Here is a 24,202-nt window from a genome sequence, read left to right as displayed (position 1 = left end):
GGCCGCGCCCGCGCGCGGCGGCATCCGTTCAGGCTCGGCGCGCCACCGCGATCAGCTCGCGGCTCGTCTCATCCACCGGCGCGCGGCTCCAGTCTCCATACCAGTCGATCCGCGCGAATCCCGCGCGGTTTAGCAAGCGCGTCCATTCGTCGAGCGTGCGAAAGCGCAGTTCACTCGTGACGCTCAGCGTTTCCCCGACGGCGCTCGTCCCCGGCTTCGGCATGAAGCGATAGCGCGTCGTGAACGCGACGCGCCTGGTCGCCGCCGGGTCGGGCTCCTCGCGCCGTTCCTGCCACACTTCGACCACGCTTCCATCGGGCGCCTCGATGCGTCGCATCGAACGGTCCGGCGTCCAGTCCTCCCACGCCCGCGCCGCCGGATTGCGGCTCTCGAACGCGATACGCCCGCCCGGCCGCACGGCGCGACGCGCGGCCGTGAGCGCCGCGAGCAGCGCCGCATCGTCGAGGAACACCTGCGCGACGTGTCCCGTCATCACGAGCAGATCCGCTGCGCCGGCGAACGGCAGCGCGAGCGCGTCGCCTTCGATCCAGGTCACCTTGTCGCCCCCGGGACGCGAGCGCGCGACGCGCAGCATCTCCGGCGACGGATCGATGCCCGTCACGCGCTGACCGCGCTTCGCCAGTTCGCAGGCGAGCAGGCCCGTGCCGCATCCGAGATCGACGACATGCCCCGCCGTTTCGGCCAGGGCGAGATAGAACGCAGTATCGGGAGCGAAAGGATTGAGCGTGTCGTAGAGCGCGACGAGGCGCGGATCGGAATAAGGCATCAGCGGCTTTGATAGGCGAGCGCGTCGCGCATCGGCTGGCTGCCGATCATGATCGGGCCGGTGAAGGGCGTGTCGAGATCGAGGATCACGAGCACCGCGGACGCGATTGACAGCGCGCCGAGCATGATGGTGACGAGCGAGAGCGCGTTGCGCGGCGCGATCAGCCCGAAGCACAGGAAGATGATGAGCAGCCATCCGACCAGAATCCGGTCGAACGGGTACGAGATGGAGCCGTGCGCCTCCTCGATCAGCTTCCAGCGCAGTGCGATCAGTTGCTCGAAGCGCGCGGCGCTCTCGGCGGCGAGCGCGTGGTGATAGGCGTCGTGCGGCTGGAGCATGCGCACTTCGTGCTGGCCACGGCTCAACATCGCGCCGAGCGTGCTGCTCGCCAGATCTTCGTCCTTCTTCGACGGCTCGACGTTCGGATAGTCATTGCCCGGCGGACGCGGCTCGTGCGGCCAGGTGCTCGCGATCGCCGCCGCCGTGTACGAGCGCAGGAGGGCGCGCGCGTGATCGAGGTCGCTGCCGTAGTCGCGCATGGCGCGGTCGAGCTCGATGATCGAGGTCGCGTAGCTGCGCACGTCGTTATTGGTGGTGTCGAAGATGGTTTTCGCGGATGCGGTCAGCAGGCCGAGCACGAGCGCCGCGAAGGTCACCAGCATGCCGACGAGCAACTGGATCAGCTGCACGGTCTCCTGCGCCTTGTGCTCCTCGGGCAACAGGGGCCGCACCATCGCGCCGAGACCGGTGGCGGCCAGCAGGAGAATGAAGACGAGCACCGCGGATTCGATTTCCGTCATGAGCGCGAGCCGTGATGGTGTTGCCGAAGTGGTCGCATTATCGGCGGGAAACCGCTTACGGTTCAATGCGGCCGGAATGCTGACGAGGCGGGAAGTGAGGGGCCGCAAGGCGCGGCGCGGGGAATCGTGGTCCCCCCGGCAGGAATCGAACCTGCATCTAGCGCTTAGGAGGCACTCGTTCTATCCATTGAACTACGGGGAGCGGACCGCGGCTCGCCGATGCGTCGGCGAGCGAGCGCAGAGTATAGCAAACGCGGCCGGCGGCATCGGGTGCGTCGAGAAGAAAAGCTCGAGGGCGCAGAGAAAAAATCCGACAAATAAGGGTTTATGCCTATCAAGTTTCTCTCGGGCGCGCCGCCATCGGAGTAATGGACCATTTCCCCGATATCAAGCCCCAAGGCGCGTTTTCGGCGTTGCTGGCAGACCAGGACCTGACGCACCTCGAACTGGTGCTGCGTCGTTCGTTGTCGTGCGATCTCGGCGGTCCATTGCTGCCGCCCTCGTACTGGCGCGAGCGGCTCGCATCCATCATGCGCCAGTCACATCTCTCGCACACGCAGATTCAGACGGTGCATCGGCTGTACCTGCATATCGACACGTTCGAGGCCGCCGCGCGCGCGCACGACGAAGAAATCAGAAAGGAGCGCGAGCGCATCGCCGCCGCGAATGCGCCTGCCGTCGCCGCAGGCGGTCAGACGGCCAAGCCTCAGGGCGCCTAGCCGCCGCGAAGTTTCAGCGCATCGCTCAATGACGATGCCGCAACCACCACGCGCGCAATGGATGCCGATGCGCGCGCTCGCGTGCCGCCATGCGCGCGCGATGCTCGTCGCGCCAGTCGTGCGCGAGCAAGACGATGCTGATGGCCGCCAGCCCCGCAAGACCGACGAGTACGCTCGATATATCGAACATGGCGCCCTCCCGCTTCACGATGCCGCCATGCTTCAATGATAGTTCACGCCCCGCGCGGGCTCACGCCGCCTGACGCGCCCGCTGCTGCTGTTGCGCGTGCGCCGCGAGCCGCACCGCCGCGTTCGCCGCGCCGTAGCCGTCGTAGCCGCCGCGCCGCTCGATCACTTCCAGGAAGAAGCGCTGATCGAGCTGCTCCGTGTACGCATGGAAGAACTCGCCGCCGCGCTCGTCGCGGTCGTAGAGGATGTTGTGCTCGCGCATCTTGTCGATCTGCTCGTCCGGCAGGCCGAAGCGCGCGACCAGATCGTCGTAGTAGTTGCGCGGGATGCGCAGGAACTTGACGCCGTCGGTCTCCAGCCGGGGAACGGCATCGAAGATATCCGGCGTGCTGAACGCGACGTGATTCAGGCCCGAGCCGCGGTACGTCGAGAGCGACTCCGACACCGCCGTATAGCGGTCCACCGATGCGTTCAGCGCGATGCGCACCGACCCGTCGCGGCTGCGCACCGCACGGCTGCGCACGAGGCCATAGGGGTCCGGCACGAGCACCGCAGGCTCGGTTTCGAAGCCGAACGCGCTCCTGAAGAACAGGACCCACGTATCGAGCGCATCGGCGGGCAGCGACAGGCACACGTGATCGATGCGCGCAAGCGGCCCCACTTCATAAGGCCCGTCGATGTCGGTCAGGACGAAGTCGGATTCCCACAGCGTCGGGCCGCCGGGCGCTTCGTCGACGAAATAGTCCAGGCTGCCGTCGGGCGACTGCACGCCCGGCACCACGCGCTCGTTCGGGCCGACGCTTCCCGAGAAAGGCTTCGAACCATACGCGGCGGCGCGCTCGAAGGCGAGCTTCGCATCGTCGACATGAAACGCCGATGCACACAGCGACAAGCCGTGCTGCTGAAAAAACGCGCTCGCGAACGAATCGGCTTCGGCGTTGAGCACGATCGAGCCCGCGCCGTGCCGGTACAACTGCACATCCTTCGAACGATGCTTGCCAGCGAGCCTGAAGCCGAGCCTGCCGAGCCATTGCGCGACGTGCTCGCGCGTCGTGTCATCGACGGCGAATTCGAGGAACTGGAAGCCGATGTGCTCGGGCGGCGCCGGCGGGTTGAAGAGCTCCGGCGGCGCCTTGTCACCCATCAGTTCGCGCGTCTGCTCCTCGAGGAAGCGCAGCGAACGGTAACCGTCCGCCGCGGTGATCGCGGTGGGCGCGGCGCGGAAGCCGTCGTTGAAGATTTCCAGCGACAACGGCCCCTTGTACCCCGCTTCGAGCACGCGCGCCGTGAAGCCCGCGACATCGAACGCGCCCTGCCCCGGAAAGCAGCGATAGTGGCGGCTCCATTCGAGCACGTCCATCGCGAGCACGGGCGCGTCGGCGATCTGCACGAACGCGATGCGCTCGCCCGGAATCGACGCGATCTCGTCCACCGAATCGCGGATCGACAGCGTGTGGAAGGTGTCGAGCGCAAGACCCAGGCTCGGATGATTCACCGCGTCGACGAGCTTCCACGCGTGCTTGTACGAGTTCACGTACCGGCCCCACGCCAGCGCTTCATACGCGACGATCACGCCCGCTTCCTCAGCGATGCGCGCGAGTGTGCCCAGTTGATCGACGAGGAGCGCATCGTCGCGGACCGTGTCCGGCGACACGTTGCTGCACGCGAGAATGCGGTCCGTGCCGAGCTCGTGCATCAGCTCGAACTTGCGCTTCGCGCGCTCGACGTTCTTCGCGAGCCGCTCCGCGCTCACGCCCTCGAAATCGCGAAACGGCTGGAACAGGTAAATGGCGAGCCCCAGGTCCTCGCACATGCGGCGCACGTCGCCGGGCGTGCCGTCGAAGTACAGAAGATCGTTCTCGAAGATCTCGACGCCGTCGAAACCGGCCGCCTTGATGGCCTGCAGCTTCTCGGGAAGCGTGCCGCTGATGGATACCGTCGCGATGGATGTCCGGATTGAACGCAGCATCGCTGCCTCCTCGTTGCACTCGGTGTGATGCGGGATGGATCGGATGCGGTTGCTGTCAGTGTAGGACGTCCGCGCCGGGGACGGATGGCGAACGCGCGCAATCCGTCTCATTCTGCGTGATAATAACAAACTAACTAGACCGTACAAATACGTGAAAACACGGAACGACAAGGCTTGCCCGTGCGTTCACACTGCGACGTACTTAATTTCGCACTGCAGCATCGCGCCGGCTCCGTGGCCCCCTGCGGCCTTTTCCGGCGCATGAAACAGTGCTCACCCATGCCGGAGCGCTCGCATGACCAGCAAGACTTCGTATCTCATCGGCCTGATCGGATCGGGCATCGGCGGCTCGCTCACGCCCGCCATGCACGAGCAGGAAGGCCGCATTCTCGGGCTCAATTACGTGTATCGCCGCATCGATCTGCAGGCGCTGCGGCTCGAGCCGTCCGCCCTGCCCGAGCTGCTCGTCGCGGCAGAGCACATGGGCTACGACGGCCTGAACGTCACCTATCCGTGCAAGCAGAGCGTGATTCCGCTGCTCGACGAGCTCGATCCCGACGCCCGCGCGCTCGGCGCCGTCAACACGGTGGTGCTGAAGGACGGCAAGCGCATCGGCTATAACACGGACTGGTCGGGATTTGCGCGCGCGTTCCAGCGCGGGCTGCCCGCCGCGCCGCTCGAGCGCGTCGTGCAACTCGGCGCGGGCGGCGCGGGCGCGGCCGTCGCGCATGCGGCGCTCACGATGGGCGCACGCGAGCTCACGCTCTTCGACTCCGATGAATCGCGCGCCGCCTCGCTCGCGGCCGAACTCGCGGCGCGCTTCCCCGGCCGCATCGTGAAAAGCGGCGGCGACCTGCGCGAAACGCTGCAGGCGGCGAGCGGCCTCATCCACGCGACGCCGACCGGCATGGCGAAGCTGCCCGGTCTGCCGCTGCCGGCGGAATATCTGCACGAGGCGCTGTGGGTGGCGGAGATCGTCTATTTCCCGCTCGAAACGGAGCTGCTGAAGGCGGCGAAGGCGATCGGCTGCCGCACGGTCAGCGGCGGCGGCATGGCCGTGTGCCAGGCGGTCGATGCGCTGCGCATTTTCACCGGCCGCGAGCCGGACGCCGAGCGCATGTTCGCGCACTTCCAGACCCTGCTGGAACGCTGATCCAGCGCCGGCAAAGAAGAACGGCGGCCTCGTGGAAGCGCCGCCGTTCTGCTATTTGCGCGCGCGAGGCTTCAGCCTTCGCGCCGCATGAAGCGCAACACCGCATCGACGATCATCTCGCGATGCCGCGCCCGCGAGCGCGGCCCCGACGGGTCGCGTCCGAACGCGGCGCCCCACGTATGACGGTTCGCCACGCGATGGAAGCACAATGAGCTGATCATCAGGTGCAGATCGATCGGATCGACGTCGTCGCGAAACTTCCCGGCCGCGACGCCGCGCGCGATGAGATCCTCGATGGTTTTCACGACCGTCGAATTGCGCGCCTTGAAGGTCTTCGATTGTTCGATGTACTTCGCGGCGTGAATGTTCTCGATCGTCACGAGGCGCACGAAATCGCGATGCTTGTCGTGATAGTCGAACGTGAAGCCGACGAACTCGCGCAGCGCTTCCTCAGGCTCCATCTCCGCGAGCTGCAGCTCCTGCTCGAGCGCGCGGATGTCGCCGTAGACCTGCTCCAGCACCGCCTCGTACAGACCTTCCTTGCTGCCGAAGTAGTAGTACAGCATGCGCTTCGTGGTGCTGGTGCGCTCCGCGATGGCATCGACGCGCGCGCCCGCGAGTCCCATCGCCGAAAACTCCTGCGTGGCGATGTCCAGAATGTTCCGCTTGGTCTCCTCAGGATCGTACTTGCGCCGCCCTTCCGCTATGGTCGACGAGGGCGCAGTACTAGCGGCCTTGCTTCCTTTTTTCATTTTTCTGTCTGAGAACGGCATTGGAAATCGATTCTAGCACGGGCGTTATACGCATCTTTGCCGTGCGCGGCATTCATTTCATGCGGGTTCACCTATAATTTTTCCTTCCCCGCATACAAATACAAAACCGATGCGCATGAAGCGTTCGAACCTTCTCGCCGCCGCCTCCACGGCTGCGTGGTGCCTGTCCGCAGCGGCGCAAACCGCGCTGCCGCCGGGTCATCCTTCCTCGCAGCAACTGATGGCCGCCGAAGGCGTGATGACGAGCGCGAACATCGCGCGCGGCGCGGCGGACGTGTGTCATATCGATGCCGCGAAGGTCGCGCGTTTCAAGGACACGGCCCGCGCGAACTTTCCCGACGCACCCGATTTCGACAGCGAATGGAAGCTCGGTCTCGCGCAGGCGCAGCCGACCGTCGAACGCTTCGACAAGCTGAAGACGAGCAATCCCGCGGAGTATCGGAAGGAAATCGGCGAGGCGTGCCCGGCGCTCAATCGCGGCATCGACGAAGTGACCGGGCCGCAAAACTAGCCGCCGCGCTCACGCGTCCTTGCGCTGGCTTGCCTCGTAATGCGCGCGCTTCTCGGTGTACATCACGGCGTCGGCGCGTTGCAGCATCGCTTCGAGACGTTCGCCGTCGCTCGCGGTGGCCGCGCCCATCGCGAATGAAAGCGGCATGCCCGAATAGAACTGGTTGTTCACTTCGAGCAACTGGCGAATGCCGTCCATCACCGCCTCGCCGCCGCGCTCGTCCGTGCCCGGCAGAAGCACCACGAACTCGTCTCCGCCGATGCGCGCCGCCTGGAACGGCTTTTCCACCGCCTTGGCGAGCACTTCGCCCGCGCGGCGCAGGAGGGCGTCGCCGGCGGCATGGCCCAGCTGATCGTTCACCGCCTTCAGGCCGTTCACGTCGACGGCGATCGCCGTCACCGGGAACGGGCCCTTGCGCTCGAGGCGATTGATCTCGTCGATGTAGAACGAGCGGTTCTTGAGCTTCGTGAGCACGTCGTGCTTGCCGAGGAATTCCAGATACGCCTCGGCCTTCTTGCGCGCGCTGATGTCGGTCAGCGCGACGAGCACGAGATCCCAGCGCGCCTCGTGCCCCGGAAACACCGAGAACTGCAGATGCACGTGCACCTCGTTGCCTTCCAGCGAATAGTTGAGGACTTCACGCTGATGGAAGAGCTTGCCTTCCCACAGGTCGATCAGCTGCTCCTGAAAGTGCTGCTGCATGTCGTCGCGGAAAATATCGGGCAGGCGCGAGAGCAGCGTCGTCTTGTCGGGCGCGGCGAACATGCGCAGCGTGTGCTGATTCACGTCGAGCACGTGAATCTCCTGCATGCAGCGCTCGACGAATTCGGGGTGCACGTTGGTGAAGGTGCGAAAGTCGACGATGCCGCGCTCGCGCACGTCATCGAGCAGCGCCTTCACGGAACTGAAGTCCTCGACCCACAGCGACACCGGCGAATGCTCGAACAGCCCGCGCGCATAGAGCTCGCTCGCGGCGGCCGTGCGGCGCATGGCTTCGAGTTCGGTGATGTCCTCGATGGTGACGAGCACGCGGCTCCACGTGTCCTCGTGGCCCGGCAGGACGACAGCCTTGAGCAACACGTCGAGCCGCTTGCCGTCGAGCGTGTAGTTGACCGTCTGGCTGACGAATCGCAGCTTGCCGGACCACAACTGATCGAGTTCGTCGACGTGAGTCGTGAGCATGTCGTCGCGGAACACGCGATCGAGGTTCTGCACGAGATGGTCGACGTCCTTCGCGTTGAAGAGCGACAGCGTGCGCTGATTGACCTTCACGACGCGAATGCGCGACGAACATTCGGCGATGCGCCCGGGATGCTCGGCGAGAAACGCGCGCAGGTCGGTGACGCCCGCCGCGCGCCAGTCCGCGAACTGCTCGCGCACGGCGCTGAAGTCCTCGAGCCAGAGCGAGACGGGCGCGAGGTCGAACATGTCGGCATCGCCCTCCGGCACGCTCGCCCGCATGAATTGACCGGCGGCGCGGCGCGGGTCGTTTGGCATGGTCATCCTTTCGGCTCGCGCCGGCTCGCAGTTGATTCCTGATTGATCCCCGAATTCATCGCGATATTGTAGCGCGCCATATTCAGCGCCCACTGCGGGTTCGGGGCCGGTGGCGCGCGCCGCAGCCGCGGCGTGCGCGCTCATGCCGCATATCGGGGGCAGATGCTACACTCGGTTGGCTGCGCCCTCGCTGCGCTCGCGGTCCCCGCGCGAGGCGCGTCCCGATGAGCGGCACGCAACGGCCGGGCACGTTTGCTGCACCCGCCCACGTGACCGGGCGAGCCGCCGCGGGCTGTTCCGATGCCGCGCGCCGGGCCGCATCCATCCACACCGCTATAAGAAGGAGGCATGACTCTCATGGCTGATTTCCGCATCTGGTCCGACGAATTTCCGGCGAACGGCTTCATGACGCGCGCGCAGGAATTCGACCAGCAGGCTTTCGGCGGCTCGGGCGAGAACATTTCTCCGGCGCTGCAATGGGAAGATCCGCCCGCCGAAACGCGCAGTCTCGCGCTCACCGTGTACGATCCGGACGCGCCCACGGGCAGCGGCTTCTGGCACTGGATCGTCGTCAACATCCCGCCCGACGTGCGCTCGCTGCCGCGCAACGCCGGCAAGGCGGACGGCAGCCTCCTGCCGCAAGGCGCGCTGCAGCTTCGCAACGACTACGGCACGGTCGGTTTCGGCGGCGCGGCACCGCCACGCGGCGACAAGACGCATCGCTACATCTTCCGCATCCACGCGCTCTCCGCGGAGAACCTGCCGCTCGACGTGAACACGACCAACGCGGTGGCGCGCTTCATGACACACCTGAACGAGATCGATTCGGCGACCTACACCGGCTTGTACGAGCTGAAGTAAGCGCAAGCACATGGCGCGGCCCCGGCACCGGCCGCGCCCCTTCCGGCAACCGGCGTACAAGCAATTTGAAACCGGCGCGTCATACAATGCGCCGCCGCCACTTCCCGCCCATCGATGGATTCCGAACAAGGTCTGCCGCTTCCCCAGCGATACTGGGCCATTGCAGTCGTCGCGCTCGGCATCACGCTCGCGGTGCTCGACGGCGCCATCGCCAACGTCGCACTGCCCACCATCGCGCGCAATCTGAACGCCTCGCCCGCCGACTCCATCTGGGTCGTCAACGCGTATCAACTGGCCATCACCATTTCGCTCCTGCCGCTCGCCTCGCTCGGCGACCGCATCGGCTACCGGCGCGTCTACATGGCGGGGCTCGCGCTCTTCACGGTGTCGTCGTTCGCGTGCGCGCTGTCCGGCTCGCTCGTCGCGCTCACCGTCGCGCGCGTCGTGCAGGGCTTCGGCGCGGCGGGCATCATGAGCGTCAACACGGCGCTCGTGCGCATCATCTATCCGCAAGACCAGCTCGGGCGCGGCGTCGCCATCAACGCGACGGTGGTCGCCATCTCCTCCGTGATCGGGCCGACCATCGCCTCCGGCGTGCTCGCCGTCGCGCCGTGGCCGTGGCTCTTCGCGATCAACGTGCCGATTGGCCTCGCCGCCTTCGCGATCGGCTGGACGTCGATGCCGCGCACGCCGGGGCATCGGCAGCCGTATGACTACATCAGCGCGATCATGAACGCGCTCTTCTTCGGCATCGCGATCGTCGCGGTGGACGGCATCGGGCATGGCGAGCATCGGCCCTGGCTGTTCGGCGAGATCGTCGCGACCGTGGTCATCGGCTACTTCTTCGTGCGGCGGCAACTGACGCAAAGCGCGCCGCTCCTGCCGATCGACCTGATGCGCATTCCCGTGTTCGCGCTGTCGGTCGGCACCTCGGTGTGCTCGTTCTGCGCCCAGATGCTCGCGTTCGTTTCGCTGCCGTTCCTGCTGCAGGACGGCTTCGGCATGAGCCAGGTCCAGACCGGCTTCCTGATGACGCCGTGGCCGCTCGTCATCGTGTTCGTCGCGCCGGTATCGGGCGTGCTCGCGGACCGTTATTCCGCCGGTCTTCTGGGCGGCATCGGGCTCGCGATCCTGACCGTCGGGCTCATTCTGCTCGCGACCGTCGGCGCGCATCCGGGCGCGTTCGACATCGCATGGCGCATGGCCGTGTGCGGGCTCGGTTTCGGCCTGTTTCAATCGCCGAACAATCGTCAGATGCTCTCCTCGGCGCCGCGGCATCGCAGCGGCGGCGCGAGCGGCATGCTCGGCACCGCGCGTCTCACGGGACAGACGCTGGGCGCGGCGCTCGTCGCGCTGATCTTCGGCGTCGCCCCGAAAAGCGGTGCGACGATCGCGCTCGCGGTCGCGGCGGTGTTCGCGGCGGCGGCGGCCGTCGTCAGCATGCTGCGTCTGACCGGCAAGCGCAGCGTCGAGCCGGCCTGACGCCGTCCCCTCCCTTCTCCTGGCCGCCCCGCCGATGCGCTGGGCACACCCCTTGCTGAAACTTCGGGCATGGATTCCGCGGACGCGGAAGCTTCGAAACCAGCAACAAGGAGTGTGTTCATGGCCATTTCCCTCAACGGCTGCAAGGTCGCGATCCTCGCGGTCGACGGCTTCGAGCAGGCGGAGCTCGTCGAGCCGCAGCGCGCGCTCGAGGAAGCCGGCGCGCAAGTGGATGTCGTCTCGCAGAAACCCGGCCAGATTCAGGGTTTCAAGCATGTCGACAAGGGCGACAAGGTGAACGTCGACGTCACGCTCGACGCGGCCAACGCCGCCGATTACGACGCGCTCGTGCTGCCGGGCGGCGTCGTGAACGGCGACGCGATCCGGCTCGATGCGAAGGCGCAGAGCTTCGTCAAGGAAGCCGACAAGGCGAAGAAGCCCATCGCCGTGATCTGCCATGGCGGCTGGCTGCCGATCTCGGCGGGTATCGTGGCGGGCCGCACGATGACGAGCTGGCCGAGCTTGCAGGACGACGTGCGCAATGCCGGCGGAACGTGGGTCGACCAGGAAGTGCAGATCGACGGCAATCTCATCACGAGCCGCAAGCCCGACGATCTGCCGGCGTTCAATCGGGCGCTGATCGAGGCGCTGGGCAAGGTGCGCGCGGCCTGAGCCGCGTGCTGTCGATGATGCCGCGCGAAACCGGAGCCAGGCCGATGCCGAGATTCCCTTTGAACCTGCCGCGCTCACGCATGTGCGCGATCGCGGTGCTGCTCACCGCCTGCGCGCCCTTCGCGCAGGCGCAAACCGAAGACGCCGCCAGCGCCGGCGCGGCGCAATCCACGCAATCCGCGCAATCACAGAAGCTCTCGACGATCGACCAGCAGTTCCTGCAGGACGCCGGCCAGGCGGGCGCCACCGAGATCGCGGCGAGCAAGCTCGCGCTCACGCATGCGAGCGACCGTCAGGTGAAGGAATTCGCACAGCGAATGATCGTCGATCACACGAAGCTCGCGCGCAATCTCGACGTGCTCGCCAAGCGCCACGGCATCACGGCGCCGCCCGCCGCGGATACGGCCGTGATCGGCAGCCTGCAAAATCTCCAGGGCGCGGAGTTCGACAAGGCCTATATTGAGAAGGTGGCGGTCGGCGGCCATCGGAAGGCCGTCGAGCTCTTCAGGAAGGAAAGCGAGAGCGGCAACGACACCGCCCTGAAAGCAGCGGCGAGCAAGGCCTTGCCGGTCATCAGCCATCACTACGAGATGGCCCGGCAACTCGCCGGCTCGAAGGCGGCGTCATGAGCATCGCGAACGTCGCCGAGCGCGCCGCCGCTTCCCGTCCTGCTTCCCGTCCCGCTTATGAGGACTCGACCATGCACATCACGTTCGCAGACGAATCCCCCGTTTATGACGGCGACGATCTCGCGGTCCACTTCGCCGCGCTCGTCGACGGCGAGCCGGTCGTGTGCTCGATCACCGCCGAGGCGCTCGAAGATCACTTCGGCGCGAAGTCGCCGCGCGAAGAAGACACGCTCGACGCCTTCGCGAACGGCGCGGCGCGCATCCGCGCGGTTTGCGCCGAAGCGCTCGACGAGAACGGCGGCCAGCCCGTCGTGCTGAGAAGCGGACTGTTCCGCGTCGCGGGCCTGGAGCCCGAGTAAGCGGGCTTGCCACGCATCGCGACGAACCACGAACCCACAGTCAACAAGGAGGGAACATGTCACTGATCATTGCAGGCCGATTTCAGACTTTCCCTGCCGCCGAATCGGCAGCGCAGCGTCTGTTCGCGCGCGGCTTCGTCGAAGAAGACGTGACGCTCTTCTTCGTCAATCCGAGCGGCCAGCACGCGCGATTTCCGGTCGGCGGCGATGTCGGCACCGATCCCGGCGCGAGCGGCGCGCCCAAGGGCGCCGGCAAGGGCGTGACGATCGGCGCGGTCGTCGGCGCCGTGGTGGGCGCGGCGGTCTTCGCCGTCTTTCACGCGCCGCTGCTCGTCTCGGTGATCGCGGCCGGTGTCGGCGCGTATGTCGGATCGCTGGTCGGCGCGATGTCGCATACGAACAAGCCGAAGACGGCGTCGCGTGCGGAAGAGCCAGCGCGGCACGCGGGCGTGGTAGTCGCGGTGCACGTTTCGCCCGAGACGCAGGAGCAGGCGGCGACTGCGCTGCGCGAGGCGGGCGGCATGGATATCGAACGCGCATCGGGCCGCTGGAAGCAAGGCCGCTGGAGCGACTTCGATCCGCTGCAGCCGCCGCATCCTGTCAGCGAGTTCGCGCATCCGCGCGCGTAGCCGTCCTCCGGCGCCTCAATGAGGAAACGCCCGCGTACGCGGGCGTTTTCGCTTCCGGCAGCGCTCGTGCATCAGACCCAGAGCGCATGAGCGCCGGCGGATTGCACGTTCGTCGCCCGGATGCCGCAATCGGCGGGCAGGACGCGCATCTTCCTCGCATCCGATGTGGGCGGCTCGCAGAGCCGGCCGTCGCTCGCGCGCGCCGATTGCGCGGGCTGCGCGTCATTGCCGGCGACGTGCTGGCGGACATGCATGGTGAGCGCCGAAGCGACGATCGCCACGAGTACCAGAAACTCGCGATGCGCGAGACGGTTGAAGTATTTCACTGCTTTCTCCTGTTGCCGTGTTCGCGCGATCTCGACCGGACGCGCGCTTATAGTGCCGAATCCTTAGCAAGTCACATGCCCCGCACGTCCGACGCCGGCCCGATCGGCCGATGCAGCACAACCACGCGGGCACGCCGCATGCGGGAAGAATCAGCGAGCCGCATCCCGCAGGGAGGCAGCGAGGTGGCAATGTGGAAACCAAAAGGAGGTGTTACATGAGCACGAACGTCGTATCCGTACTCAACGATCTCGTCGAAACCTCGAAGGACGGAGAGAAGGGCTTTCTGAAGGCAGCCGAGGACACACGTGACCCAAGCCTCAAGCTGCTGTTCCAGAACCGTGCGGAGGCCTGCGCTCAAGGTGCGCGAGAGCTGCAGGACATCGTTCAGCGCCTGGGCGGAAAACCGGAAACCGGCGGCTCGATGGCGGGCGCGCTGCATCGCGGCTGGGTCGACGTGAAGTCGGCCGTCAGCGGACACAGCGATCACGCGATTCTCGCGGAATGCGAGCGCGGCGAGGATGCCGCGAAGAAGAACTATCGCCAGGCGCTCGACAAGGATCTGCCCGCGGATATCCGCGCCGTCGTGGAGCGGCAGTATCAAGGTGTGCTGGAGAATCACGACCGCATCCGCGATCTGCGCGATCAGTACGCGGCGGCGAAGTCATGATGCGCTGAATCACGCGGCTTCATGAAAATGCCGCGCGAAAAGACAAACGGCCGCTCACGCGGCCGTTTGTTCGTTGCAGGCCGGATGCCTGCGCACGGATGACTTACTGCGGGGCACCCTTGTCGTTGGTGCCGAGCGACGAAGCCGCAGCCGCGGCCGACGCGCCCTTCAGCTTGTGCGCCTTGTTCTGCTGATGCAGATACGTGCCCTTCTGCTTTTTCGCGTGCGCGCCCGACGCCGCGCTCATCGCCCCTGCCGCATCCGACGCCGCTTGCGCGAACGCAGCCGTGGAGAACGCCAGCGCGAGCGCGCCGATCAATGCCATCTTTTTCGTCTTCATGAAGAGCTCCTTTTGTCGGGGCCTCTGAACGTCGCGCGACGGCGGGTTCGCGAGCCACCTGTATAAGTACCGTCCTGAACGGTCGTACTTCGTTTTTAGGATTCGAAGTGCTGCGAGGTCATGCGCACTGCGTGAAGCGTCATGCGTAAAGCTGCGACTCGAGCGCCCCTCATGCGAGAACCCGCGCTTCGTCCGATTCATCGCCGCTTCGCGGCGAATCGTCGAACCCCGCGCGGGTTCCGTACTGCTGGCACTCGACCGCGGCCCGCCGTGGCGAGCCGGGCATACGAACTATGCCATTACTTGGCCGCAATTTTAAGATGGTTCTTCACGGAAGCAACACCCGAGACGTTCGAGACGACTTCCTCCGCGGCGGTCTTGTCCTCCGCCGAAGGCACCGTGCCCGTCAGCGACACCACGCCCGCACGGGTCTTCACGTGGATATGCGTGGACTTGACGTTCTTCGCGCCGAGGAGCTCGGCCTTGACCTTGGTGGTGATCGCGCTGTCATCGACCTTCTGGCCGACGCTCGTGCCGGAACTGCTGCTCGACGATGCCGAATTGGTTTGCGCGCCCACGTTCAGCGCGAACACCACACACGCGATACCGCCGGCTGCCTTCACGATTTGAGTCATCTTCATGGCAATACTCCAATTTTTTCGATTCTGGTCTGGCGCGCCCCGGTCGCTTTTCACTTGTGACCTGCGAGAGGCGGCTCTTCGATTACGTACCGCGCCGTAGCACGCGAAACGCAAGGTCTCTTCCGCAACTTGCGTGCCGGCGCACTCCAGTGCCGCATCGGCCCGGGCGGCGAAGGCCGCGCAACGCTTGTCGGACCGAGGCTTTCGCGCGAGACCGAACAAATGTTCGGCGTGTATGCGAGCAGTCGCGAGGGTCTCCGCGCCCGCCAGCGAAACGCGCGGCGCTTTTGTCCGAGCACGTGTAAAAACTGCGCGAAACGAGCCTGGCAAACGCTCGATGAGAAGGCATACGAGGGCAAAAAACGTAGGAGCGGCGCGAGCTTGACGGACCATGGCACGGCTGTTGCTTTGTTAGTCCGCAAGCCTGCCCACTACGTCTAGAACAATCGAGGATTAGCAAGCAATGCCGCCTACACTCGAACTCCGCGCGAAGCAAAGCCTCGCGCTCACACCGCGTCTTCAGCAATCGGTTCGTCTTCTGCAACTCTCGTCGCTGGAATTCCAGCAGGAACTGCGAAACGCACTCGACACCAATCCTTTTCTCGAATACGACGAGTCTCAGACCGAGGACAATGCGCTCGGCGCCGACAACGGCAACTCGATGAGCGAGGCCTCGCTCTCCAGCATGGCCGACGGCGCCAAGGAAGCGCCCCTCGCATCCGAATCCAGCGCGGAAGGCGAACAGGGCGCCGATGCCGGCACGCATGAGGATCCGGTGAGCGAGTTCTCGTCGGATCCGTTCGGCCGCGGCGGCGCGCGCAGCAACGGCGACGGCGAAGGCTCCGATCCCGCCGACTGGGTGCGCATCGAGCCGTCGCTGCACGAGACGCTGCACGACGCGTTGCGCCTCTATCAGCTGAACGAGCGCGATCGCGCCGTTGCGCACCTCATCATCGAGGCGCTCGACGACGACGGTTATCTGCGCCAGGAGCTGAGCGAGCTCGCGAGCGTGGTCGAGATCGAACCCGCGCTCACCGAGGACGAACTCAACATCGCCCTCAAGCTCGTGCAGTCGCTCGACAAGCCGGGCGTCGGGGCGCGCAATCTCTCCGAATGCCTGACGCTGCAACTCGAGGCAATGGATGAAGAGACCCCGGGCCGCGAGGTCGCGCTCGAGATCGTCGAACATCATCTGGAGCGTCTCGCGCGGCGCGAGCAGGCCGAGCTGCAGAAGAAGATCGGCTGCAGCGCGGATGAACTGCGGATCGCCTGCGCGCTCGTGCGCCGCCTGGATCCGAAGCCGGGCGAGAACTACGGCCAGAGCGAGGACAACTACGTGGTGCCGGACGTCATCGTGCGTCAGGTGAAGAAGCAATGGGTCGTCACGATCAATCCGGCCGTGCTGCCACGTGCGCGCATCCATCGCATGTATGCGGAGCTCTTCGCGCAATCCGCGGGCGCGAGCCGCTCGCCGCTCGCCCAGCAATTGCAGGAAGCGCGCTGGCTGATCCGCAACGCGCAGCAGCGCTTCACGACGATTCAGCGGGTCGCCGAATGCATCGTCTCGCATCAGAAGGCTTTCTTCGACTATGGCGAGATCGCGCTCAAGCCGCTCGTGCTGCGCGATGTTGCCGATGAGCTCGGCCTGCACGAATCGACCATCTCCCGCGCCACGGGCAACAAGTACATGGCCACGCCGCGCGGCATCTTCGAGTTCAAGCACTTCTTCCCGCGCGAGCTCAGCACGGAAAGCGGCGGCACGTGCTCGGCCGCCGCGGTGCGCGCGCTGCTGAAGGAGATGATCGCGAAGGAGAACACGCGCGATCCGCTGTCCGACGTGAGCCTCGCGAAGATGCTCGCCGATCAGGGTGTGATCGTCGCGCGCCGCACGGTGGCGAAGTATCGCCATCTGATGAAGGTGCCACCCGCCGAGCTGCGCCGACAGGCGTGATGAGGCGCGCGCGCACACCGCTTTTACGCTTTCGAGCGCTCGGCGACGACCCGGTCAAGCGAGGCGTCTGAGCGACAGGGAGCGTAGCCGACAGGCCGTCCGTTCACGGACGGCCTTTTTTTTCGGACGCTCAGCGCCAGCCCGATGCGCGATGCGTGCGCTTTCGGGCCGCCGTCGCCGAAAGCTCCGCGCCGAGCAGGAACACGGCGGCCGAGTAGTAGAGCCACATGAGGATGATCGCGAGCGACCCCGCCGCGCCGAACGTGTTCGCCGTGCCCGCGTGCGCGAGATAGAACGCGAAGAGCCGCTTGCCGCCTTCGAAGAGCAGCGCGGCGGCGGCGGCGCCGAGCACGGCGTCGCGCCAGAGCATGCGCGTCGTCGGCAGGAACTTGAGCAGCACTGTGAACGCGATCGTCAGCACGGCGAGCGAGATCGCGCGCCGCGTGAGGTCCGAGAGCACGATGAACGGACTGCCGTCGCCGAGCACCCAGTGGCCGAGTATCTCGACGAGCGCATCGAGCACGAGCAGCACGGCGACGAGCAGTCCCGCGCCGACCACCAGGCCGAACGACATCAGCCGCACGCGCAGCAGCGTGACGATGCTCTCGCGCGTGCTCACGGCGGGCGTCGGCCAGATGACGTTGAGGGCGCTATGCAGCGACGAAAAGGTCGCCGACGCGCCGATCAGCACGCCCGCGAGCGACAGGATCGCCGTGCTGCGCGCGATGTCCGCATGCCACGCGTTCGCCACGATCGCCTCCAGCGCGTGCGCCGCGTCCACGCCCACGACGCCTCTGATCTCGTCGAAGAGCCGCCCCTGCACGGCATCGGCGCCGAAGAACACGCTCGCCACCGAGATCACGATGACGAGCGTCGGCGCGAGCGAGAACGCCGCGAAGAACGCGATCGACGCCGAGAACATCAGGCAGTGGTCCTGCGTCCATTGCGTGACGGGGTCGACGATCCACGAGAGCCAGCCGAAACGCGAGGTTCGGCCCGAGGCGACCGGTGCGGATTGAGTAGCGCGGACGTCCTGATTCATCGGCGAGTGCGTGAGCGCGGCGAAGAGTGCCAATCGCCGATGTTAGCCCGCGCTGCGAGGCGCGTGTAAAAACGGCGCACTCCGTCCGGAGCGCGCCGCGTCGGAACTGCGTCGTTGAGAGCGAATCAGGGCTGGTCCGCGTCCGGTTCGGCGTCCTCGTCGGCCAGGCCGCGCGTTTCGTCCGCGATTTCGTCGGGCAGGATGTCGGCGTCCGGTTCGAGATGATTGTCGCCGTCCGCCGATGCCGCTTCGCCCGTGCCGAAGCGGTCCGTGTCGCTATTGAGCTCGCCTTCGGACTGGCCGAGGGCGTGCGCATCGAGTTCGTCCTCGATCTCGCCCGGATAGCGCTTTTCGCCCTGCACGTCCGAGCCGCTGTCCGACGAGTCGCTCGGGCCGAGCGCGCCCGTTCCGTGTCCCTTGCCGTATTCCGCGCCGTCGTCTTCCGGCGGGTTCAGTGTGCTTCCGCTCATCATGACCTCCTTCGTTCGTGTCCATGACGAGTTCGCAAGTCTCGTTCCGCGGACGCGGGCCGATGAGCGCAAAAAACCCGCGCTTCTCCCGAAACGCGGGTCGATGTGTGCGACGAGTTTCAGCGCGGCTTCAGGCCTTCGCCGCCGGGCGCTTCGCTTCCGTCGCGCCCTTCACCGTCTTGACGGTCATTTCCGTGACCGATGTCGCCGTCGCGACGCTGCGCAAGTCCGACAGGAACGAATCGCGCCAGACCGAGAGATTGTTCTCGCGCAGCGGCGCCATCATGTCGGCGTGACGCGCCTGCCGCTCGGCGAGCGGCATCGACAGCGCGCGCTCCAGCGCCTCGGACATCTGCGAGAGATCGAACGGATTCACGACGAGCGCGCCCGGCAGCTGATCGGCCGCGCCCGCGAACTGCGAGAGCACCAGCGCGCCCGGATCGGCCGGATCCTGCGACGCGACGTATTCCTTCGCGACCAGATTCATGCCGTCGCGCAGCGGCGTCACATAGCCGACCTGCGAGAGGCGGAACAGCGCCATCAGCAGATTGCGCTCGTACTTGCGGTTGAGATACTGGATCGGCGTCCAGTCGAGCTGCGCGAAGCGCCCGTTGATGCGCCCCGCTTCACCCTCCAGGTTCTGGCGGATGCGCTGGTAGGTCTGCACGTCCGCGCGCGTCGGCGGCGCGATCTGCACGAGCGACACGCGGCCATGCCAGCCCGGCGCGTTGAGGAGCAGCCGCTCGAACGCCTGGAAGCGCTCGACGAGTCCCTTCGAGTAATCGAGACGGTCGACGCTCATGATGAGCTTGCGCCCGCGCATGCTGTCGCGCAGGCTCTTCACCTGCTTGCGGTCGGAGAACTGCTCGGCCGACTTGGCGATGGCCTCCGGATAGATGCCGATCGGGTACGCGCCGACCTTGAGCATGCGGCCGAACGCCTGCAGCATGCCGTCGTCGCTGAAATGGCCGCGGCTCGTGCGCTCCACGTAATCGATGAACGACTGCTTGTCGCTTTCCGTCTGGAAGCCGACGACGTCGTACTGGCACATCGCCGCGATCAGTTCCTCGTGCGGCGGCACCGTGCGCATTATCTCCGGCACCGGAAACGGAATGTGCAGGAAAAAACCGATCGGATTTGCCACGCCGAGCTTTCTCAGCTCTTGCGCGAACGGCAGCATGTGATAGTCGTGCACCCAGATGATGTCGTCGGGCTTGAGAAGCGTCTTCAGCTTCGCGGCCAGGCTCCCGTTGACGCGCATGTAGCCCGCGTACTCCTCGCGGTCGAAGCGCGAGAGGTCGTTGCGATAGTGAAAGGTCGGCCACAGCGTGGCGTTCGAGAAACCCCGGTAGTACTGGTCGTAATCGCGGCGCGTGAGCCCCACGGTCGCGTAGGTCACCTTGCCGCCCTTCTCCACGACGGGCGCGCCCGACTCGCCGACGATCTCGCCGCTCCAACCGAACCACACGCCCCCCGTCTCCTTGAGCGCGTCCAGAACGCCGATCGCGAGACCGCCCGCACTGGGCTTGCCTTCCTGGATCGGCGCGACGCGATTCGATACCACGATCAATCTGCTCATTACAGCATCACCTCATCAGTTGTCGTTGCATGCTCGAATTGGCGCTCAAGGGTATGCAAAAGTTGTGCCGTTTTGTTGCTATTCGTAAATAAAAATATGTATGTGGATGTTACGGACGAACGAAAACACGCGACAACCGCACGTCGCGTAGAAATTTTTGTTCTTTTTGGCCGGATTGCGGACCGGCTGAAATCACGCGTCCTGCTCGGATCCGAGGTCGCGCTGGTAGTCGATTCCCTCGCGACGCACGCCGCCCTGGTTATGCTCCCCGTCGGGCGGAGCGCCAGGCGCAGGGCGGTTCTGACCGGCGGGATCGTGATCGGCGGGCGGCGCGGACGCCGTCTGCGCGTCGGCTGCCTTGGCGGCCTCGGCGCGCGCTTCGCGCTTGGAAGAGTGACGCGCGGAGCGTCGAAGTGCGGGATGCCTCATGATGCCTCCAGAGAAGAAGGCCGTCGCGATAGTGACGTCGGCGGCGTCGGACCCGTTGCGCTTCGGTGAGCGCAGTTTCAGAAAAAACGACCGGCGACAATACGTGTCGCCGGTCATTATTGCGTTATCCGTTGTAATCCCTACTTCCGGGATGGAAACTTCTTCAAACCTTGCACGAATTCTGGGCATTGTCCAACGTCTGCAGTCCAGCGTCTTTCACTGCGTCCTGCCTCAATACACGTGCGGCGTATCGCCCGGCCCGGGCGGCGGATCGCCGATTGGCTGCGACGGCGGCTCCGGCGGCTCGCGCGTCGGATCCGGATTCGTGTCGGGCGGAATCGGCGTGGGCGGCGGCTCATCGGGCGGCGTCACCGGCGGGTCCGGCGGCTGCGGCGTCTGTGCTTCAATACGGCAATCGGACATGACGGGCTCCTTGCGGTCTTGTGATCGTACTTTCCCTCACCTTGGCACCGGCGCCTTCGCGCTACGCGCGGATGTCATCTCGGGATGTCACTCACAGGCAGCAAGGGGCATGCCCCTCGGATCCTTCCGTTCGTTTTCTTCCTGTCACATTATCGGCGTAGAAAACGCGCCTGCCAATGAAAAACGCCTGCGCTTTTGCGAGCTGCAGGCGTCGTTTTCGTCTAAAGATAAGCGAAGTTCAGGGATTTTCGCTGTCGGACTCGCTCACCTCTCCGCTCTCCCCGACCGCCGCCTTGTGCGCGTCCTCGCCGTACTCGACGAGCCGGTTGTAGAGCGTTTTCAGGCTGATGCCGAGGATTTCGGCGGCGCGCGTCTTCACGCCGCCGCACTGGTCGAGCGTCGCGAGAATGAGCTGCCGGTCGGCCTGCGCGAGCGAGGTGCCGAACGGAATCGTCACGGCCGTGCCCGCCGAAGGCTTCGAGAGCGAGATCTGCAGCGGCACCGTCGCCGTGCTGTCCGAATCGGACGCCGACATGATGTACGCGCGCTGCACGTAGTTCTTCAGCTCGCGCACGTTGCCGGGCCAGTTGTACGAGGCCAGCATCTCGCGCACGGCGGACGGAAACACCTTCTTCGTGCCGTAGCGGTTGTTGAGCTCGTCGAGGAACGCCTGCCCGAGCAGCTCGACGTCCTTGCCCCGCTCCCGCAGCGGCGGCAAGTTGATCGGGAACACGTTCAGGCGGTGATAGAGATCGAGGCGCAGCTTGCCTTCGAGCACCGCCTGCTCGGGATCGCGGTTGGTCGCGGCGATCAGGCGCACGTCCGTCTCGATTTCCTTGGTCGTGCCGACGCGCATGAACATGCCCGTCTCGAGCACGCGCAGGAGCTTCACCTGAAGCTCGATCGGCATCTCGGTGATTTCGTCGAGGAACAGCGTGCCGCCGTTCGCGCGCTCGAAATAGCCTTTGTGCTGGCGATCCGCGCCCGTAAACGAGCCGCGCTCGTGCCCGAACATCTCGGATTCGATCAGGTTCGGCGAAATCGCGCCGCAGTTCACCGCGATGAACGAATGCTTGCGGCGCAGGCTGAGCTCGTGCAGCGTCTGGGCGGCGACTTCCTTGCCGGTGCCGGATTCGCCGATCAGCAGCACGGACGCGGCGGTCGGCGCGACGCGCCCGATCTGGTCGTAGACGATCTGCATGGCGGGCGAATTGCCGAGCATCAGGCCGAAGCGGCCCATGCGGCGCAGCTCGCCGCGCAAGGTGCCGATCTCGGCCTTCAGGTCGCCGGCGCGCGGCAGGCGCGAAAGAATCGCCTTCACGCGCTGCATGTTGATCGGCTTGACCAGATAGTCGGCGGCGCCCATTTTGAGCGCGCTGACGGCGGATTCCACCGTCGCGTGACCGGTGATGACGATCACCTCGACGCCCGAGCGCGGGTCGAGATCCTCGAACAGGTCGACGCCCGTGCCGTCGGGCAGCTTCAGATCGGTGAACACGACGTCCGGCGTCTGCCGCACGAGCTGGATGCGCGCCTCGCGCAAATCGCTGGCCGTGGCCGTCGTCAGTCCGTCTTCGCCGATGATCGCGGCTAGCGCCTCGCGGGTACTGGGATCGTCATCGACAATCAATACGTGTGGCATTGCGTCTCGAATTCTTCCAAAGCGTTTCAGGATCACACGCCTGACACTGGCGTGGTCGTCTCCGTCCGGTCGCTGCCGCACGGGCCGATGGGATTCACGGCGGCGTCCGCTTCAATTCGCCGACGGGCCGTAAAATCCGCGAAAAATCAAAATAATTTCCGATGTTCTGCACGCTTGGCCTGAAACCGCCGTAAGTTTTTCCATTTACACAACTTATGGCAGATTCGCACTGATTATAAGCGTTTATCAAGATAAAAACGCACGCTGGCAAAGCGTGCGTTTCATTGGCCGCATCATCAAATACGCCAACTGGTCGAGGCATTCACCTCGCCTTTCAGGCTATTTGCGCCTGCGGTTTCAACTGCGCGGGAAATGCCACGCGTCGGCGGTGCCGCCCACCGCGCCATGGCCATTGACGGCGTGTGTGCTCTCGCCACCGGCGGGCGTCAGCACCTTGCCGCCCTCGTCTTCCCAGCGGCTCAGGTCACGCGCCGTGCGCCGCCCTGCGGCGTCCTGCGATTGCACCCATTTCCAGGCAAGCACGCTGCCGACTGCGAACAACGCGCCGAAGATTCCGATCGAAGACCGTGCCATTTGTGTTCTCTCCCATGGTCATGAAAATTCGATGGCGCCGCAAAACGGCGGTCACCGCGATTTGCCGTGCCGCAGGCAAAAACCGGCAAGAAACCGGCAGGAAAGCGGCGAAAAAATCATCGGGACACCAGCAGACCCACCAGAAAGCCGATGCCCGCCGCGATGCCGAGCGATTGCCAGGGATTTTCCTTGACGTACTTCTCGGTGCAGTCGATGCCCGTGCGGTAGCGGCTCTGCGCATTCGCCTGCGCGTCTTCCAGCGCGACGCGGGCCGAATCGAGATGCTCGCGCAGCCGCGAGCGAAGCGCGTCGACACCTTCGCCGGGCAGCGACGCCGAGAGTCGCAGCAACTCTTCCGAATCGTTCAGCAGCACCTTGATGTCTTCGATGATCTTTTGCTTGCCCAACGCAAGCTGGACAGTCGTCTGACTCATGTAGGGAAGTCCTCGCCTAAGTGGGGTCCATGCGTACGAGGCCGATGCGAACCGGCACGCACGCGTCTGTGCCGTCAGTGCGTCTTGCCGACGGGTACGGCGAGACGCGCGCCCGCCGCGACGCGCGCGCGCAGGCTGCGCACGACGCCGCTCGCCACCAGCGCGCCGCCCATCGTGCCGAACACGAGGCTCGTCACGTTCGCGGCGCGCGCGAGCGCGGCCGTACCTGCGGCATAGCCTAGCACCGCGCACATGAGCGCAGTCACCAACGCGACCGCGGCCCAATGATAAATGTCGATCGGTTCGCCCGCCGCGAGTTCCTGCCGATCGCCGCGCGATCCGTGCACGTACGGCGCGCAAGTCCGTCGCGCGGTCCTGGCGCGCTCGTGCGCGGCGACGTCGAAATTGAAGAAATCTTCCATGATGCCTTTGCCTCTCTCGCCCGTCCTCGTGCCTGCGCCGTTGATGCAGGCTTGCCGGCGGCACTTTCGAATAAGCTCTGCCAACCATCACGCAGCTTTCATGCCACAACCGATGACTCGTGTGCAGGAAATGTTCGCGCGAGTCGAAACACCGCGCTGCCGCATCGCGGACCTGTCGAACGGGTAACAATTACGCCGTCGCCTTGTAAAT

29 protein-coding genes and 1 tRNA gene are annotated in these 24,202 nt (G+C 65.5%); 11 read left to right on the top strand and 19 right to left on the bottom strand.

Translation table 11 applies throughout. The features are described from left to right. Positions 1–28 precede the first annotated feature (28 nt). The 3 genes from AWB83_RS10950 to AWB83_RS10940 all read right to left on the bottom strand — a co-directional run bounded on the left by AWB83_RS10950 (position 29) and on the right by AWB83_RS10940 (position 1,789). Positions 29–787 carry a class I SAM-dependent methyltransferase gene (locus AWB83_RS10950; protein WP_087045114.1) on the bottom strand — a complete coding sequence of 253 codons (759 nt, stop codon included), beginning with the start codon at positions 785–787 and terminating at the stop codon, positions 29–31. Beyond that, the gene (locus AWB83_RS10945) at positions 787–1,587 is read right to left on the bottom strand and encodes a bestrophin-like domain (RefSeq protein WP_087045112.1); all 801 of its coding nucleotides are present in this window, start codon (positions 1,585–1,587) and stop codon (positions 787–789) included. The genes AWB83_RS10950 and AWB83_RS10945 overlap by 1 nt, the downstream gene beginning before the upstream one ends. A 127-nt stretch (positions 1,588–1,714) precedes the next feature. Continuing rightward, positions 1,715–1,789 (bottom strand) — tRNA-Arg (locus AWB83_RS10940). 166 nt (positions 1,790–1,955) lie between these two features. Between AWB83_RS10940 and AWB83_RS10935 the strand changes: the two genes are divergently transcribed. Next, the gene (locus AWB83_RS10935; protein ID WP_087045110.1) at positions 1,956–2,306 is read left to right on the top strand and encodes a hypothetical protein; all 351 of its coding nucleotides are present in this window, start codon (positions 1,956–1,958) and stop codon (positions 2,304–2,306) included. Between the two features lie 25 nt (positions 2,307–2,331). Here AWB83_RS10935 and AWB83_RS36445 read toward each other — a convergent pair whose 3' ends face one another. Both AWB83_RS36445 and AWB83_RS10930 read right to left on the bottom strand, forming a co-directional pair. Continuing rightward, a complete protein-coding gene (locus AWB83_RS36445) occupies positions 2,332–2,496 on the bottom strand; it encodes a hypothetical protein (RefSeq protein ID WP_159463032.1) in 165 nt (54 codons plus the stop codon). A gap of 60 nt (positions 2,497–2,556) precedes the next feature. Further along, positions 2,557–4,452, bottom strand: coding sequence for a bifunctional sugar phosphate isomerase/epimerase/4-hydroxyphenylpyruvate dioxygenase family protein (locus tag AWB83_RS10930; protein ID WP_087045208.1), 1,896 nt, complete (start codon positions 4,450–4,452; stop codon positions 2,557–2,559). A gap of 307 nt (positions 4,453–4,759) precedes the next feature. Between AWB83_RS10930 and AWB83_RS10925 the strand changes: the two genes are divergently transcribed. Next, positions 4,760–5,617, top strand: a complete 858-nt coding sequence (locus AWB83_RS10925; RefSeq protein WP_087045107.1) for a shikimate dehydrogenase — start codon at positions 4,760–4,762, stop codon at positions 5,615–5,617. 71 nt (positions 5,618–5,688) lie between these two features. Here AWB83_RS10925 and AWB83_RS10920 read toward each other — a convergent pair whose 3' ends face one another. Beyond that, a complete protein-coding gene (locus AWB83_RS10920; protein ID WP_087045105.1) occupies positions 5,689–6,369 on the bottom strand; it encodes a TetR/AcrR family transcriptional regulator in 681 nt (226 codons plus the stop codon). A 136-nt stretch (positions 6,370–6,505) separates the two neighbouring features. Here AWB83_RS10920 and AWB83_RS10915 point away from each other — a divergent pair, with 136 nt between their 5' ends. After that, the gene (locus AWB83_RS10915; RefSeq protein WP_244197661.1) at positions 6,506–6,901 is read left to right on the top strand and encodes a hypothetical protein; all 396 of its coding nucleotides are present in this window, start codon (positions 6,506–6,508) and stop codon (positions 6,899–6,901) included. A 9-nt stretch (positions 6,902–6,910) separates the two neighbouring features. Here the strand turns inward: AWB83_RS10915 and AWB83_RS10910 are convergent, their stop codons facing one another. Continuing rightward, positions 6,911–8,398 carry a sensor domain-containing diguanylate cyclase gene (locus AWB83_RS10910; protein WP_087045204.1) on the bottom strand — a complete coding sequence of 496 codons (1,488 nt, stop codon included), beginning with the start codon at positions 8,396–8,398 and terminating at the stop codon, positions 6,911–6,913. Positions 8,399–8,755: 357 nt separating this feature from the next. Between AWB83_RS10910 and AWB83_RS10905 the strand changes: the two genes are divergently transcribed. The 6 genes from AWB83_RS10905 to AWB83_RS10880 all read left to right on the top strand — a co-directional run bounded on the left by AWB83_RS10905 (position 8,756) and on the right by AWB83_RS10880 (position 13,030). Then, positions 8,756–9,259: a YbhB/YbcL family Raf kinase inhibitor-like protein gene (locus tag AWB83_RS10905; RefSeq protein ID WP_087045103.1), complete on the top strand. Its 504-nt coding sequence runs from the start codon at positions 8,756–8,758 to the stop codon at positions 9,257–9,259. Positions 9,260–9,373: 114 nt separating this feature from the next. Next, positions 9,374–10,741, top strand: a complete 1,368-nt coding sequence (locus tag AWB83_RS10900; RefSeq protein WP_087045101.1) for an MFS transporter — start codon at positions 9,374–9,376, stop codon at positions 10,739–10,741. Positions 10,742–10,861: 120 nt separating this feature from the next. Then, positions 10,862–11,413: a type 1 glutamine amidotransferase domain-containing protein gene (locus AWB83_RS10895; RefSeq protein ID WP_087045099.1), complete on the top strand. Its 552-nt coding sequence runs from the start codon at positions 10,862–10,864 to the stop codon at positions 11,411–11,413. 44 nt (positions 11,414–11,457) lie between these two features. Beyond that, complete coding sequence (locus AWB83_RS10890; protein ID WP_087045202.1) at positions 11,458–12,042, top strand: DUF4142 domain-containing protein; 585 nt, start codon at positions 11,458–11,460, stop codon at positions 12,040–12,042. Beyond that, the gene (locus AWB83_RS10885) at positions 12,039–12,401 is read left to right on the top strand and encodes a DUF1488 family protein (RefSeq protein ID WP_167389099.1); all 363 of its coding nucleotides are present in this window, start codon (positions 12,039–12,041) and stop codon (positions 12,399–12,401) included. Before AWB83_RS10890 ends, AWB83_RS10885 begins: the two co-directional genes overlap by 4 nt. 56 nt (positions 12,402–12,457) lie before the next feature. Then, entirely contained in the window at positions 12,458–13,030 is a 573-nt protein-coding gene (locus AWB83_RS10880) for a glycine zipper domain-containing protein (RefSeq protein ID WP_087045097.1), read from the top strand. A gap of 71 nt (positions 13,031–13,101) precedes the next feature. Here AWB83_RS10880 and AWB83_RS10875 read toward each other — a convergent pair whose 3' ends face one another. After that, positions 13,102–13,356 carry a hypothetical protein gene (locus AWB83_RS10875; RefSeq protein WP_087045095.1) on the bottom strand — a complete coding sequence of 85 codons (255 nt, stop codon included), beginning with the start codon at positions 13,354–13,356 and terminating at the stop codon, positions 13,102–13,104. A 215-nt stretch (positions 13,357–13,571) separates the two neighbouring features. Here AWB83_RS10875 and AWB83_RS10870 point away from each other — a divergent pair, with 215 nt between their 5' ends. Then, entirely contained in the window at positions 13,572–14,024 is a 453-nt protein-coding gene (locus AWB83_RS10870; protein ID WP_087045093.1) for a PA2169 family four-helix-bundle protein, read from the top strand. A 103-nt stretch (positions 14,025–14,127) separates the two neighbouring features. Here the strand turns inward: AWB83_RS10870 and AWB83_RS10865 are convergent, their stop codons facing one another. Further along, positions 14,128–14,364 carry a hypothetical protein gene (locus tag AWB83_RS10865; RefSeq protein ID WP_087045091.1) on the bottom strand — a complete coding sequence of 79 codons (237 nt, stop codon included), beginning with the start codon at positions 14,362–14,364 and terminating at the stop codon, positions 14,128–14,130. Between the two features lie 299 nt (positions 14,365–14,663). Beyond that, a complete protein-coding gene (locus AWB83_RS10860; RefSeq protein WP_087045089.1) occupies positions 14,664–15,005 on the bottom strand; it encodes a BON domain-containing protein in 342 nt (113 codons plus the stop codon). Between the two features lie 463 nt (positions 15,006–15,468). Between AWB83_RS10860 and AWB83_RS10855 the strand changes: the two genes are divergently transcribed. Then, a complete protein-coding gene (locus tag AWB83_RS10855) occupies positions 15,469–16,956 on the top strand; it encodes an RNA polymerase factor sigma-54 (RefSeq protein ID WP_087045087.1) in 1,488 nt (495 codons plus the stop codon). Positions 16,957–17,086: 130 nt separating this feature from the next. Here AWB83_RS10855 and AWB83_RS10850 read toward each other — a convergent pair whose 3' ends face one another. The 9 genes from AWB83_RS10850 to AWB83_RS10810 form a co-directional block, all read right to left on the bottom strand. Further along, on the bottom strand, positions 17,087–17,998 hold the full coding sequence (locus AWB83_RS10850) for a YihY/virulence factor BrkB family protein (RefSeq protein WP_087045198.1): 912 nt from the start codon (positions 17,996–17,998) through the stop codon (positions 17,087–17,089). 125 nt (positions 17,999–18,123) lie between these two features. Then, on the bottom strand, positions 18,124–18,471 hold the full coding sequence (locus AWB83_RS10845; RefSeq protein WP_087045085.1) for a chemotaxis protein: 348 nt from the start codon (positions 18,469–18,471) through the stop codon (positions 18,124–18,126). Positions 18,472–18,598: 127 nt separating this feature from the next. Continuing rightward, the gene (gene otsA, locus AWB83_RS10840; RefSeq protein ID WP_087045083.1) at positions 18,599–20,047 is read right to left on the bottom strand and encodes an alpha,alpha-trehalose-phosphate synthase (UDP-forming); all 1,449 of its coding nucleotides are present in this window, start codon (positions 20,045–20,047) and stop codon (positions 18,599–18,601) included. A 192-nt stretch (positions 20,048–20,239) separates the two neighbouring features. Further along, positions 20,240–20,476: a hypothetical protein gene (locus AWB83_RS10835; protein ID WP_087045195.1), complete on the bottom strand. Its 237-nt coding sequence runs from the start codon at positions 20,474–20,476 to the stop codon at positions 20,240–20,242. 231 nt (positions 20,477–20,707) lie between these two features. Further along, a complete protein-coding gene (locus AWB83_RS10830) occupies positions 20,708–20,899 on the bottom strand; it encodes a hypothetical protein (protein WP_087045082.1) in 192 nt (63 codons plus the stop codon). Positions 20,900–21,137: 238 nt separating this feature from the next. Next, positions 21,138–22,541, bottom strand: a complete 1,404-nt coding sequence (locus tag AWB83_RS10825) for a sigma-54-dependent transcriptional regulator (protein ID WP_087045080.1) — start codon at positions 22,539–22,541, stop codon at positions 21,138–21,140. A 357-nt stretch (positions 22,542–22,898) separates the two neighbouring features. After that, the gene (locus AWB83_RS10820; RefSeq protein ID WP_087045078.1) at positions 22,899–23,135 is read right to left on the bottom strand and encodes a hypothetical protein; all 237 of its coding nucleotides are present in this window, start codon (positions 23,133–23,135) and stop codon (positions 22,899–22,901) included. A 116-nt stretch (positions 23,136–23,251) separates the two neighbouring features. Beyond that, a complete protein-coding gene (locus tag AWB83_RS10815; protein ID WP_087045076.1) occupies positions 23,252–23,569 on the bottom strand; it encodes an ElaB/YgaM/YqjD family protein in 318 nt (105 codons plus the stop codon). 74 nt (positions 23,570–23,643) lie between these two features. Further along, positions 23,644–23,991 (bottom strand): hypothetical protein, encoded by a 348-nt coding sequence (locus AWB83_RS10810; protein ID WP_087045074.1) that lies wholly within the window; start codon positions 23,989–23,991, stop codon positions 23,644–23,646. Positions 23,992–24,202: the final 211 nt, after the last annotated feature.

Source organism: Caballeronia ptereochthonis (assembly GCF_001545075.1).
Taxonomy (GTDB): Bacteria; Pseudomonadota; Gammaproteobacteria; order Burkholderiales; family Burkholderiaceae; genus Caballeronia; species Caballeronia ptereochthonis.
The sequence above is the reverse complement of the archived record's forward strand: the minus strand, read 5'-3'. Positions and strand labels throughout refer to the sequence as shown.

Excerpts from the sequence above, each read along its gene's own strand:
- AWB83_RS10845 (WP_087045085.1), bottom strand. The coding sequence starts at position 18,471 with ATGATGAGCGGAAGCACACTGAACCCGCCGGAAGACGACGGCGCGGAA.
- AWB83_RS10860 (WP_087045089.1), bottom strand. The coding sequence starts at position 15,005 with ATGAAGATGACTCAAATCGTGAAGGCAGCCGGCGGTATCGCGTGTGTG.
- otsA (WP_087045083.1), bottom strand. The coding sequence starts at position 20,047 with ATGAGCAGATTGATCGTGGTATCGAATCGCGTCGCGCCGATCCAGGAA.
- AWB83_RS10810 (WP_087045074.1), bottom strand. The coding sequence starts at position 23,991 with ATGGAAGATTTCTTCAATTTCGACGTCGCCGCGCACGAGCGCGCCAGG.
- AWB83_RS10900 (WP_087045101.1), top strand. The coding sequence starts at position 9,374 with ATGGATTCCGAACAAGGTCTGCCGCTTCCCCAGCGATACTGGGCCATT.
- AWB83_RS10925 (WP_087045107.1), top strand. The coding sequence starts at position 4,760 with ATGACCAGCAAGACTTCGTATCTCATCGGCCTGATCGGATCGGGCATC.
- AWB83_RS10835 (WP_087045195.1), bottom strand. The coding sequence starts at position 20,476 with ATGAGGCATCCCGCACTTCGACGCTCCGCGCGTCACTCTTCCAAGCGC.
- AWB83_RS36445 (WP_159463032.1), bottom strand. The coding sequence starts at position 2,496 with ATGTTCGATATATCGAGCGTACTCGTCGGTCTTGCGGGGCTGGCGGCC.
- AWB83_RS10920 (WP_087045105.1), bottom strand. The coding sequence starts at position 6,369 with ATGAAAAAAGGAAGCAAGGCCGCTAGTACTGCGCCCTCGTCGACCATA.
- AWB83_RS10950 (WP_087045114.1), bottom strand. The coding sequence starts at position 787 with ATGCCTTATTCCGATCCGCGCCTCGTCGCGCTCTACGACACGCTCAAT.
- AWB83_RS10935 (WP_087045110.1), top strand. The coding sequence starts at position 1,956 with ATGGACCATTTCCCCGATATCAAGCCCCAAGGCGCGTTTTCGGCGTTG.
- AWB83_RS10865 (WP_087045091.1), bottom strand. The coding sequence starts at position 14,364 with ATGAAGACGAAAAAGATGGCATTGATCGGCGCGCTCGCGCTGGCGTTC.
- AWB83_RS10850 (WP_087045198.1), bottom strand. The coding sequence starts at position 17,998 with ATGAATCAGGACGTCCGCGCTACTCAATCCGCACCGGTCGCCTCGGGC.
- AWB83_RS10895 (WP_087045099.1), top strand. The coding sequence starts at position 10,862 with ATGGCCATTTCCCTCAACGGCTGCAAGGTCGCGATCCTCGCGGTCGAC.
- AWB83_RS10890 (WP_087045202.1), top strand. The coding sequence starts at position 11,458 with ATGCCGAGATTCCCTTTGAACCTGCCGCGCTCACGCATGTGCGCGATC.
- AWB83_RS10870 (WP_087045093.1), top strand. The coding sequence starts at position 13,572 with ATGAGCACGAACGTCGTATCCGTACTCAACGATCTCGTCGAAACCTCG.
- AWB83_RS10820 (WP_087045078.1), bottom strand. The coding sequence starts at position 23,135 with ATGGCACGGTCTTCGATCGGAATCTTCGGCGCGTTGTTCGCAGTCGGC.
- AWB83_RS10910 (WP_087045204.1), bottom strand. The coding sequence starts at position 8,398 with ATGCCAAACGACCCGCGCCGCGCCGCCGGTCAATTCATGCGGGCGAGC.
- AWB83_RS10880 (WP_087045097.1), top strand. The coding sequence starts at position 12,458 with ATGTCACTGATCATTGCAGGCCGATTTCAGACTTTCCCTGCCGCCGAA.
- AWB83_RS10815 (WP_087045076.1), bottom strand. The coding sequence starts at position 23,569 with ATGAGTCAGACGACTGTCCAGCTTGCGTTGGGCAAGCAAAAGATCATC.
- AWB83_RS10945 (WP_087045112.1), bottom strand. The coding sequence starts at position 1,587 with ATGACGGAAATCGAATCCGCGGTGCTCGTCTTCATTCTCCTGCTGGCC.
- AWB83_RS10830 (WP_087045082.1), bottom strand. The coding sequence starts at position 20,899 with ATGTCCGATTGCCGTATTGAAGCACAGACGCCGCAGCCGCCGGACCCG.
- AWB83_RS10825 (WP_087045080.1), bottom strand. The coding sequence starts at position 22,541 with ATGCCACACGTATTGATTGTCGATGACGATCCCAGTACCCGCGAGGCG.
- AWB83_RS10915 (WP_244197661.1), top strand. The coding sequence starts at position 6,506 with ATGAAGCGTTCGAACCTTCTCGCCGCCGCCTCCACGGCTGCGTGGTGC.
- AWB83_RS10905 (WP_087045103.1), top strand. The coding sequence starts at position 8,756 with ATGGCTGATTTCCGCATCTGGTCCGACGAATTTCCGGCGAACGGCTTC.
- AWB83_RS10885 (WP_167389099.1), top strand. The coding sequence starts at position 12,039 with ATGAGCATCGCGAACGTCGCCGAGCGCGCCGCCGCTTCCCGTCCTGCT.
- AWB83_RS10855 (WP_087045087.1), top strand. The coding sequence starts at position 15,469 with ATGCCGCCTACACTCGAACTCCGCGCGAAGCAAAGCCTCGCGCTCACA.